We start from the raw sequence: 10,027 nt of genomic DNA, 5'->3' as shown, positions 1-10,027 counted from the left end.
GATCTGCGCATCGCCGCCCATGCCGCTGCCGGGGTTCGCGGCGGCGTCGGCCGCCGATCCGGGAGCAGCCGGCGACTCGGTGGCCGCGGTGTTCAGCGCGCCACCACCGCGCGCGGTGCCGCCCTCGGCGCTGCCGCCGTCCTCACCGCTGAAGACCCCGTCGGGGTCGCGCGTGGTCCCGCCGCCGTCCGGGCCGGCGCCGAGGAAGAGCGCGATCGGCACCGCGACGAGCAGGGCGCCGATGGCGAACGCGAGCGCCAGGATCGCGCCGCGGCGGCGGTCCTTCGGGGCATGACGGGCGGCACCGTTCCCGAGCTCTCCGCGGTTAGCGGTGCCGGAAGCGCGGTGCCGGGGACGGCGTGACAGGGCCGGCTCCTTAGGTGGTGCATGGGAAGAACGTGTCTCAGCGGGGGCGCGTACCCGCCGGATGCCATCTCATTCCGCGACACGCCCGACTACTGTGCGGAGTTCTCCAGCAGGGGCAGCAACCGCGGCAGCGACCCCGCCAGACCCGGGTGGAGATCCACCTCCGGAAGGCCGGCGAGCGGCAGCCAGGCCACGCCGTCGCTCTCGCCGTCCAGCCGCAGGTCACCCGGCTCGATCGACCGGACCGGCCGCGCCAGCACCGTCGTGTACGACCAGCCGCCGTGGTCGTCGACCGACCGGGCGCCCAGGACGACGTCGTCCGGGAGCAGCCCGAGCTCCTCCCGCACCTCGCGCAGCGCCCCCTCGTCGGCCGACTCCCCGTGGTGCAGCGCCCCGCCGGGCGTCCCCCAGGTGCCGCCGTGGTGCGACCACGCCGCCCGGTGCTGCAGCAGGAGCTCGGGACCCTCCGCGCCGTTCCGGTGCAGGAGCAGCCCGGCCGCCCCCGCGCGGCCCCAGTGGCGGTGGCCCTGCGAGCAGGTCGTCCACCCGTCGGTCGATGCGAGCACCCGCCCAGTGAACCTGCTCATGCCGACCTTGTGCTCTGCTTCGCCCTCGTGAGCAGAGCACTAGGTTCGTCAGGAGAACCCCAGGACCCCGGAGGCGTACCCGCATGACCACCACGACGACCATGGCCGAGGTCCCCGGACTCGTCGGCACGGAGCTCGGGACCAGCGACTGGCACGAGGTCACCCAGGAGCACGTGAACCAGTTCGCCGAGGCCACCGGCGACCACCAGTGGATCCACGTCGACGTCGAGCGCGCGAAGGCGGAGAGCCCCTTCGGCGGCCCGATCGCCCACGGCTACCTGACGCTGTCGCTGCTGGCGCCGCTGTCCTCGCAGGTCCTCGCGGTCACCGACACGGTGATGGGCGTCAACTACGGGCTGAACAAGGTGCGCTTCCCCTCGCCGGTGCCGGTCGGCGCCAAGGTGCGGCTCACGGCCACCCTGAAGTCGGTCGAGGAGGTGGCCGGCGGGCTGCAGCTGACGCTGGCCGCCGTCATCGAGCGCGAGGGCGGGGACAAGCCGGTCTGCATCGCGGAGCCGGTCTACCGCTACTACGGCGGCTGACCGCAGCGTGCGCCGTCCGTCATGCGCATAGCCGTCTTCACGGGGTCGCACGCCGGTCCGGCGTCCCACCGCGCTGCCGCGGCCACCTTCGCGACCGACCTCGCGGAGGCGGGCGTCGGCATCGTCTACGGCGGCGGGCACGTCGGGATGATGGGCGTCGTCGCCGACGCGGCGTTGGCCGCCGGCGGCGAGGTCGTCGGTGTGATCCCGCAGCACCTGGTGGACGACGAGGTCGCGCACCCGGGTCTCCCCCGGCTCGAGGTGGTGCAGACCATGCACGAGCGCAAGGCCGTGATGGCCGACCTCAGCGACGCCTTCGTCGCACTGCCCGGTGCCGCCGGCACCCTCGAGGAGCTCTTCGAGGCCTGGACCTGGGGGATGCTCGGCCTGCACGCCAAGCCGACCGTCCTCCTGGACGTCGACGGGTTCTGGCAGCCGCTCCTGACCCAGCTGCGCCGCATGGTGGACGACGGCTACCTCGACGCCGTCCGGCTCGACGCCCTCGGCGTGGTGACCGACGCGGCGGGGCTGCTCGAGTTCGTCGGGAGCTACGAGCACCCACCGCGGAAGTGGACGACTCCGAGCCGTTAATCGGTCGGCAACAACCGGCTGGTGAACTGGGCGGATGCCGTCGAGCCAGGTCCGCGACATCCGGGTGGTGCACGGGCACCGGCGGGCGTTCATCCGGGCCGGGGACGGTCCGCCCCTGCTGCTCCTGCACGGGATCGGCAACAACTGTCAGACGTGGGCCGGCGTCATCGACCGACTGGCCGAGTCGCATACGGTGATCGCACCCGACCTGCTCGGGCACGGCGCCTCCGACAAGCCCCGCGGCGACTACTCGATCGCCGCGTACGCCAACGGCATGCGCGACCTGCTGACCGTGCTCGACATCGAGCAGGCGACCGTGGTCGGGCACTCCCTCGGCGGCGGGATCGCCCTGCAGTTCGCCTACCAGTTCCCGGAGCGCTGCCAGCGGATCGCCCTGGTCGGCAGCGGCGGGCTCGGGCCGGAGCTGTCCGCCGGCCTGCGGGCCGCCACCCTGCCCGGCGCCGAGCTCGTGCTGACAGCGCTCACCGGCATCTCGGGCCCGATGCGCATGGGCTTCCAGGCGCTGGAGCGGATCGGCCGGCTGGGCGGCTGGCGCCGCGTCGGCGACCTGGCCGAGGCCGGCGACGCCCTGCTCGCGCTCAAGGACGTCGAGGCCCGCCGGGCGTTCCTCCGGACGCTGCGCGGCGTCGTGGACGCCCGCGGGCAGGCCGTCACCGCGCTGGACCGGCTCTACCTCGCCGACGCCATCCCGATGCTCGTCGTCTGGGGCAGCCGCGACCCGATCGTCCCCGCGATGCACGCCGAGACCGTGCGCGCGCTCGTGCCGAGCGCGCGCATCGAGGTGTTCGAGGACGCCGGCCACTGGCCGCACCTCGACGACCCCGAGCGCTTCGCCGCGCTGCTGCTGGACTTCATCGCGACCACCGAGCCGGCCTCCCACGACCTGGACAGCTGGCGGCGGTTGCTGTCGCAGAGGAAGGAAGGCGTCGCCGAGCCCGTGGTGCACTGAGCGACGTGGAGCACTGGGACGTCGTGGTCGTCGGCGGCGGGCCGGCCGGGGCCGCGAGCGCCCTCGCCGCCCGACGGGCCGACCCGGCGGCGTCCGTGCTGGTGCTCGACCGGGCCGACTTCCCGCGCGACAAGGTCTGCGGCGACGGGATCGCGCCCGAGGCGCTCGACGTCCTCGCCGGCCTGGGAATCGACCCCGACGCCCTCACCGACGGCTACGCGCGCCTCTCCCGGCTGCGGCTGCGATCGCCCGGAGGGACGACGGTCGAGCGGACGATGCACCGCCCGGCGCGGGTGGTCCCCCGCGCGGTGTTCGACGGCCGGCTGCTGGACGCGGTGCGTGCGACGGGCGTGGAGCTGCGCCGGCACGCCCTCCGCCGGCTCCTGGTGCACCCGTCGCGCGTCGTGGTCGACGACGTCCTGACCGCCGGGGTCGTGATCGGGGCCGACGGCGCGGAGTCCGTCGTCCGCCGGGCACTGGAGGTGCCGCCCAACCGGCCGGAGCAGCTGGCCATCGCGATCCGCGGCTACGCGCCGGAGCCGGCCGGGACCGACGGCGTGCAGGTGATCCTGACGACCGGGCAGCGGTGGCCGGCCTACGCCTGGTCCTTCCCGCTCGGCGACGGCCGGGCCAACGTCGGCTACGGCGAACTGGTCTCCGGCGGGGTGAACCGGGCGGGGCTGCTCGCCGGGCTGGCACGGCTGCTGCCCGGCGTCGAGGCCACCGGGCTGAAGGCGCACCGGCTGCCGCTGTCGACGGGGCGGCCGAGGCAGCCCGACGGCCGGGTGCTGCTCGCCGGGGACGCCGCGTCGCTGATCAACCCGCTCACCGGGGAGGGCATCTTCTACGCGGTGCTGTCCGGGGCGCTGGCCGGGGCGGCGACGGTGGAGGGGGCCGGCGCGGGCGCGGCGTACCGCACGGCACTACGGGCCCGGCTGGGCCGGCACCTGCTGCACTCGTCCACAGCGTCGTGGGCGAGCCGGTGGCCGACGGTGATGGACGGCGTCTTCCGGGCCGCCGCCGACGATCAGCGGGTGTTCGACGACGTGGTCGCGCTCGGCCTGGCCGACGGCCGGCTCACCCTCCGCACCCTGGCCGCCGCCGCCCGCCGCCTGCGCTGAGCCGGCGCGAAGAGTTAGCGGCACGGTCGCGCCGTCCTCACGTCCTCGTCATCCGCGCTCGGGACGCTCTGCGCCGTGACCGCTGCCCCGCCGCGCGCGCCCGTCATCCCGGTTCCCCGCCGTCCCCCGCCCGGGGAGGCCGACCCCGCCACGCAGCAGCGCCGGCGGCTGCGCTGGTCCGCGGCCATGGCGGGGCTGAAGGCCCGCGCGTCGCTGAGCGCCGTGGGCTCGGTGCGCCGCCGCCAGTCGCTGCAGGTGTGCAGCGCTGCCCGCCTGCTCACCGCCGTCGGCATCCGGGTCGTCGTCGTCCAGCCGTCGACGCCGTGGCCGAGGACCGGCGCGCACCGGCTCGGCATCCGCAACGAGGCCGGCCTGCTCGGTGACCTCGCGCTGCTCACGGCCGTCCCCCGGACGACGCCGGGCTGGGCCGCCGTGGCCGACCGCGTCCTCCCCGTCGGGCCCGCCGTCCGCTGCGCCGAGCCCCACGACGGGGTGCTCTGCCCCGTCACCGTGACCTTCCGGACCGAGGACGGCCCGCTGCCGGAGCCACCTCGCACGCTCAACGAGGTGGTGGCGATCCGCGGCCTCGTGCTCGAGGTGCGACTGCTCGCCGTGGGTCGGGAGGTGTCCCGTGCCGCGTGATACCGAACCCACCGGGCATGTCCGGCGGGCTCCCGCTGTTGCCCTCCGTAGGGTCCGCGGCAGCTGGCATCGCCCGCACACGTGCGGACCCGCTCCGACTTCCGCCGACCAGAGGCCTGTTCTCCCCTGTGAGTGTTCCTTCGCAGTACCCCGATCGACGTCGCAAGCGCAACGTCGTCCGTGACCTCGAGACCCGCGACGCCGACCATGCGGCGGCGCGGGTGGAGAAGCTCGCCCAGCAGAGCTGGGTGGACGGCGCGGAGCCCGAGCTCCCCGTCCGGACGACCCGGCCCGAGAACGTCGTCTTCCACCTGGGCCCGACCAACTCGGGCAAGACCTACGACTCGCTCCTCGCGCTGGAGAAGAACGGCCGCGGGGTCTACGCCGCACCGCTGAGGCAGCTGGCGCACGAGGCCTACGCCCGGCTGTCCGCGCAGCTGCCGCCGGGCACCGTCGGCCTCTCCACCGGCGAGGAGGAGATCGACCCCGACGCCCCCATCGTCTGCTGCACCGTGGAGAAGGCGCCCATGCGCGGCGATCTCCTGGTCCTCGACGAGTCGCACTGGGTCGCCGACCCCGACCGCGGCCACCACTGGGCCCGGCTGGTCCTCACCGGCGACTACCGCGAGATGCACCTGATCTCCGCGGCCGAGGCCTACCTGCTGCTCAAGCCGCTGGTGTCCGACGCCAAGAAGATCACCGTGGTCAACCACAAGCGGCTGTCGCGGCTCGACGTGCTGCGGGCACCCGTCCGCCCCGACGCCGTCCGCCCGCAGACTCTGGTCGTCGCCTTCTCCCGCAAGGCGGTCTACGCCGTCGCGGCGGCGCTCGACCCCCAGCGTCCGGGCAAGGTCGGCGTCCTCTACGGCGCCCTGCCCCCCGCGACCCGCCGTGAGGTCATCGACCGCTTCACCCGTGGTGAGACCGAGGTGCTCGTGACGACGGACGTCATCGGCCACGGCATCAACGTGCCGGCGACGACCGTGCTGTTCGCGGAGACGACGAAGTTCGACGGCGTCGAGCGCCGGGCGCTACGCACCTGGGAGACCGCGCAGATCGCCGGCCGGGCCGGGCGGTACGGGCTGACCGGGCACGGCAGCGTCGGCGTCCTCGCCGGTGTCGCCGGGCTCAAGGCCGACGCCGGGCTCCTCAAGGCCGGCGCCGAGGTGGCCCGTGGTGACGCGATGAGCGACCTGCCCAAGCGCGCGCCGCGGCTGCGACCCGAGCTCGACGACCTGGGCGCCTTCGAGCCCGTCGACCTGCCCGAGGCGCTCACCCGCTGGATGGCCTGGGCCCGCGCCGCCACCCGCGACCAGGCGATGACCGCCGACGACGTGACCAGCCTGATCGTCCGGGTGCACGCGTTGCTGCCGCTGCTGCGCGGTCCGCTGGGTGTGGCCGGCGACCTCTGGACCGTCTGGCGCCTGATCAACCTGCCCATCGACTACAACCCACCGCGGCGCACCCGCTGGCTGGTGCTCGCCAAGGCCGCGCTCCAGTCGGCCGCGGGTCTGCCGGTGCGGCCGGAGACCGTGCTCGAGCCGATGCCGGCCAAGGGCACCGTCGAGGACTACGAGCAGGCGGCCGCCGCGGCCCGCGACGCGCAGACCCTGCTCCGCTCGTTCCCGGACGTCGCCGGGCTGACCAGCGAGGACGCCGCGCTCGTCGAGGACGAGTGCGCCACCCGCATCACCGAGCTGCTGCCGGACGCCATCTCGCTGACGGCGTCCGGCCGGTGCTCGGCCTGCGGCACCGGCATCGCCCCGTGGTTCACCACGTGCCGCGACTGCTCGGTGGGCGCAGCGGGCCGCGGACCGGGCCGCGAACGGCACAGCAACGACCGGCACAAGGGCGACCGCCACCACGACGGGCACGACCGGCACGCGCGGCCGTCGCGCACCGGCAAGGCGGCGGCTGACGGCAGGCGGAGCGGCAGGTCCGGCACCGGTCGGGCGAACGGCGGACGGGCCGGCCGCCCCCGCTGATCCCACCGCGCTCGCGGGACCCCCGTATCCGCGTCGCCGCTGGCATCCTCCAGCCGGTACCGCGGAGACGAGGAGGACCCATGGCGGACGCGAGCTGGCTGGCCGACCCCACCGGCGCACACGAGCTGCGCTACTGGAACGGCAGCACCTGGACCGAGCACGTCTCGGACCAGGGGACGACGGGACAGGACCCGCTCACGACCGAGCTGCCGCCGCCCCCGGACGCGTTCCCGCCCCCGCCCACGCCGCCGCCCGCCGATCAGTCCGGCGCCTCCGCGGCCGCTCCCCCCGCCGGCGGCGGCAAGGTCAGCTGGAAGGACCGGCTCAAGCAGGTCGCCGACCAGGGCAAGCAGATGGCCGAGCAGGGCAAGCAGAAGCTCGCCGAGCAGAACGCCAAGCGGACCGAGCAGTGGGCCAACGACCCGAACACGCTCTGGTTCGGCGAGAGCAAGAACGCGGCCACCAGCGCAGCCGGCGTCTCGAAGGCCCGTTACCGGATCACCAAGGACCGCGTCTGGATCGAGAGCGGCCTGCTCGGGACCCGCACCGAGAGCGTGCCCCTGTGGGCGATCAAGGACATGGACGTGCGGCAGGCGGTCTGGCAGCGCGGCAACGACGTCGGCGACGTCGTGCTCAACCTGGAGGACCCGTCCTACGGCGCGACCCAGGACATGTTCAACGTGAGCGGCACCATCGAGGGGACGACGTCCGGCCAGGTCGTCCTCGACAACATCGAGGGCCCGTACGCCGTCCTGGACATCCTGTCGCCGCTGATCAGCGAGGCGCGGCAGAAGAAGACCATCGAGCGGCAGTCGTCCTACGTGCACAACATGACGCCGGGTGCCCCGTTCGGCGCCCCGATGGCGCCACCGGTGCCCACGGCGCCCGTCCCGCCCCCCGCGCCGGCCCCACCGCAGGTGGACATGGTCGAGCAGCTGAAGAAGCTGGGCGAGCTGCGCGACGCCGGGATCCTCACCGAGGAGGAGTTCGCCGCGCAGAAGGCGAAGGTCCTCGGCGGCTGAGCGTCAGGACGGCGTCGCAGGCACCGTGGACGGCGGCGGAGGGGTCAGGAAGGTCGCATAGTCCTCCGCCGTGAGTGGCGCCGAGATGAGCTCGCCAGAGGGCAACGGTGCCTCGACCGGCTCACCGTCGACGGTCAACCGGACCGCGTCGACGCCGGGCACGGTCGAGGCCGACAGCACGATCTGCGCCACCGCCCGCCGCCCGGCGCCGCCGGTCGGGGCCTCGGCGGGAAGGCCCAGCTCGATGGTCGCCATGCCTCCCGACAGGTCGGTGACGCTCAGGCGCACGCCCGGCGGCAGCGACGTCGACATCTCCTCGGTCCGCTCGCCGGCGGTCGGCGCGTCCGCCAAGGCGGCCAGCAGCTCCGCGAGGTGCTCGCGCGGCGTGGCGCCGTCCAGCTCCCGGGGGCGGGCGACGAGGACGTCCGCCCCGTCCACCAGGAAGATCCGGTAGGGAGCAGGAGCGACCTCGGGGGTCGGCGGTGCGGACGACGACGGAGTCGGCGCGGCCAGGCCGTACGGGACGTCGGACTGCTCGACGACAGCAGGCGGGCCGCCGGTCGGCACGCCACAACCGCCGAGGACCAGCACCAGCGCGACTCCGGTGGCCATGCGGCCCCTCACGGCTCGCTCCGAGGCAGGGAGAAGGCGAACCGGGCGCCACCGGACGGTGCATCGCAGCACCACGCCGCCCCACCGTGCCGTGCCGCCGTCTCCGCGACGATGGCCAGACCCAGCCCGGCGCCGGACGACGATCGGCGGGCGGCCCGGGGACCCCGCGCGAATCGCTCGAAGATCCGCTCCCGGTCCTCGGGCGCGACGCCCGCCCCGGCGTCGTCCACGGTCACCAGGACGGCAGCGTCCCGGTGCTCGACGCGCACCTCCCGCACGCCGTCCCCGTGCTGAGCGGCGTTCTCGAGCAGGTTGCGCACGGCCCGCTCCAGGCTCGTCTTGTCCCCCTCGACGGTGGTGTCCGCGTCCGGGTCCACCAGCAGGTGCTCCTCGGAGATCCTGCAGCGGAGGAGCACCTCGCGGACCAGGGCACTCAGGGACACCGCCCGGGTCCGGTCGAGCTCCGCTGCGCCGTCCAGGCGGGCCAGCTGGAGGAGGTCGTCGAGCGTGCGACGGAAGCGGCCGAGCTCCGACTCGACCATCCCGAGCGCCTGCTGCGCGCGGGGGGACAGCTCGTGTCTCCGGGCACTCAGCACCTCCACGCTGGTGACCAGGGTCGTCAGGGGGCTGCGCAGTTCGTGGCTCACGTCGCCGACGAAGCGCGCGTCCCGCTCGATCCGGGCCGCCAGCGCGTCGACCATGCTGTTGAAACTCGCCACGATCGCCACCAGATCGGGGTCGTCGGTCTCCGCCAGCCGGGTCGCGAGGTCGCCGCCTGCGATCCGGGTCGCGGCACCGGCGACCTGTTCCAGTGGCTGGACCGCCCGCCGGCTGGCCCATCCCCCGAAGGCGGCCCCGGCCGCGGTCGCGGCCAGGGCGCCGGCCCCGAGCACGGCGGCCAGCGTGTGCAGCACCTGTTCGAGCTCGGACAGCGGCGCCACCTCGTAGAACGCGGCACCCGCGGACGGCAGGGGGACCCCCACCACCAGCCGTGGCCCCTCCGCGGTGTCGACCCTGACCGTCGCGACCGACCCCGAGTCGACCACCTCCTGGAGCTCTGCCGGGACATCCCGTGCGCCGACGTCCAACGTCGAGGAGAACCAGGAGCCCTCGCTGCTCACGACGACATCGGCGCCCCCAGAGGGGATGAGGTCGCCGAGCGCGTCCCCGACCTCCGTACCGGCGGTGGACAGATGCATGTTCAGGACGTTCGCGTCGGCGAACGCCTGCCGGAGCACGAAGGCCTCGCGCTGGTCCAGCAGGTAGCTGCGGGCCAGCAGGAACGTGACGCTCACGAGGACGACGGAGACCAGCAGCGTGCCGACGGCGAACCCCAGCACGATGCGCGCCCGCAGCCCCCGGGCTCCGAGCGCGGCGCTCACTGCGGATCCAGCCGGTACCCCAGCCCGCGGACCGTGACCACCACGCGGGGGGCGCTCGGGTCCCGCTCGACCTTCGTCCGCAGCCGCCGGATGTGTACGTCCACGATCCGCTCGTCGCCGAAGAACCCGTGGTCCCAGACGCGCTGCAGCAGCGTCTCGCGGCTGAAGACCCGGTGGGGGGCGGCGGCCATCTCGCACAGGAGCCGG

11 protein-coding genes and 1 pseudogene are annotated in these 10,027 nt (G+C 74.5%); 7 read left to right on the top strand and 5 right to left on the bottom strand.

Annotated elements, in window-relative coordinates:
- Together E4P40_RS23550 and E4P40_RS23545 are read right to left on the bottom strand one after the other, a co-directional pair.
- Positions 1-222: pseudogene (locus E4P40_RS23550) on the bottom strand (hypothetical protein); the annotation flags it as partial.
- Between the two features lie 233 nt (positions 223-455).
- Positions 456-953 (bottom strand): NUDIX domain-containing protein, encoded by a 498-nt coding sequence (locus E4P40_RS23545; RefSeq protein ID WP_135160807.1) that lies wholly within the window; start codon positions 951-953, stop codon positions 456-458.
- Positions 954-1,036: 83 nt separating this feature from the next.
- Between E4P40_RS23545 and E4P40_RS23540 the strand changes: the two genes are divergently transcribed.
- The 7 genes from E4P40_RS23540 (at position 1,037) to E4P40_RS28660 (ending at position 7,826) form a co-directional block, all read left to right on the top strand.
- The gene (locus E4P40_RS23540; RefSeq protein ID WP_135160806.1) at positions 1,037-1,495 is read left to right on the top strand and encodes a MaoC family dehydratase; all 459 of its coding nucleotides are present in this window, start codon (positions 1,037-1,039) and stop codon (positions 1,493-1,495) included.
- Between the two features lie 21 nt (positions 1,496-1,516).
- Complete coding sequence (locus E4P40_RS23535) at positions 1,517-2,086, top strand: TIGR00730 family Rossman fold protein (RefSeq protein WP_135160805.1); 570 nt, start codon at positions 1,517-1,519, stop codon at positions 2,084-2,086.
- A gap of 34 nt (positions 2,087-2,120) precedes the next feature.
- Positions 2,121-3,056: an alpha/beta fold hydrolase gene (locus tag E4P40_RS23530; RefSeq protein WP_135160804.1), complete on the top strand. Its 936-nt coding sequence runs from the start codon at positions 2,121-2,123 to the stop codon at positions 3,054-3,056.
- A gap of 5 nt (positions 3,057-3,061) precedes the next feature.
- Positions 3,062-4,177, top strand: a complete 1,116-nt coding sequence (locus tag E4P40_RS23525; protein ID WP_135160803.1) for a geranylgeranyl reductase family protein — start codon at positions 3,062-3,064, stop codon at positions 4,175-4,177.
- A 75-nt stretch (positions 4,178-4,252) separates the two neighbouring features.
- Positions 4,253-4,819 (top strand): hypothetical protein, encoded by a 567-nt coding sequence (locus tag E4P40_RS23520; RefSeq protein WP_135160802.1) that lies wholly within the window; start codon positions 4,253-4,255, stop codon positions 4,817-4,819.
- A 128-nt stretch (positions 4,820-4,947) separates the two neighbouring features.
- On the top strand, positions 4,948-6,804 hold the full coding sequence (locus E4P40_RS23515) for a helicase-related protein (RefSeq protein ID WP_135160801.1): 1,857 nt from the start codon (positions 4,948-4,950) through the stop codon (positions 6,802-6,804).
- 80 nt (positions 6,805-6,884) lie between these two features.
- Positions 6,885-7,826 carry a PH domain-containing protein gene (locus E4P40_RS28660; protein WP_209305481.1) on the top strand — a complete coding sequence of 314 codons (942 nt, stop codon included), beginning with the start codon at positions 6,885-6,887 and terminating at the stop codon, positions 7,824-7,826.
- A 3-nt stretch (positions 7,827-7,829) separates the two neighbouring features.
- On the opposite strand, the gene E4P40_RS23495 is transcribed toward E4P40_RS28660, so the two are convergent.
- From E4P40_RS23495 to E4P40_RS23485, 3 genes are all read right to left on the bottom strand, one after another.
- Positions 7,830-8,438, bottom strand: a complete 609-nt coding sequence (locus tag E4P40_RS23495) for a GerMN domain-containing protein (protein WP_135160800.1) — start codon at positions 8,436-8,438, stop codon at positions 7,830-7,832.
- Positions 8,439-8,446: 8 nt separating this feature from the next.
- Positions 8,447-9,820, bottom strand: coding sequence for a HAMP domain-containing sensor histidine kinase (locus E4P40_RS23490; protein WP_135160799.1), 1,374 nt, complete (start codon positions 9,818-9,820; stop codon positions 8,447-8,449).
- The coding region (locus tag E4P40_RS23485) for a helix-turn-helix domain-containing protein (protein WP_135160798.1) at positions 9,817-10,027 on the bottom strand (211 nt) is incomplete at its 5' end. The genes E4P40_RS23485 and E4P40_RS23490, both read right to left, overlap by 4 nt.

Source organism: Blastococcus sp. CT_GayMR20, assembly GCF_004570345.1.
This window is presented reverse-complemented; position numbering and strand designations above follow the sequence as displayed.

Excerpts from the sequence above, each read along its gene's own strand:
- E4P40_RS23545 (WP_135160807.1), bottom strand. The coding sequence starts at position 953 with ATGAGCAGGTTCACTGGGCGGGTGCTCGCATCGACCGACGGGTGGACG.
- E4P40_RS23540 (WP_135160806.1), top strand. The coding sequence starts at position 1,037 with ATGACCACCACGACGACCATGGCCGAGGTCCCCGGACTCGTCGGCACG.
- E4P40_RS23535 (WP_135160805.1), top strand. The coding sequence starts at position 1,517 with ATGCGCATAGCCGTCTTCACGGGGTCGCACGCCGGTCCGGCGTCCCAC.
- E4P40_RS23530 (WP_135160804.1), top strand. The coding sequence starts at position 2,121 with ATGCCGTCGAGCCAGGTCCGCGACATCCGGGTGGTGCACGGGCACCGG.
- E4P40_RS28660 (WP_209305481.1), top strand. The coding sequence starts at position 6,885 with ATGGCGGACGCGAGCTGGCTGGCCGACCCCACCGGCGCACACGAGCTG.
- E4P40_RS23495 (WP_135160800.1), bottom strand. The coding sequence starts at position 8,438 with ATGGCCACCGGAGTCGCGCTGGTGCTGGTCCTCGGCGGTTGTGGCGTG.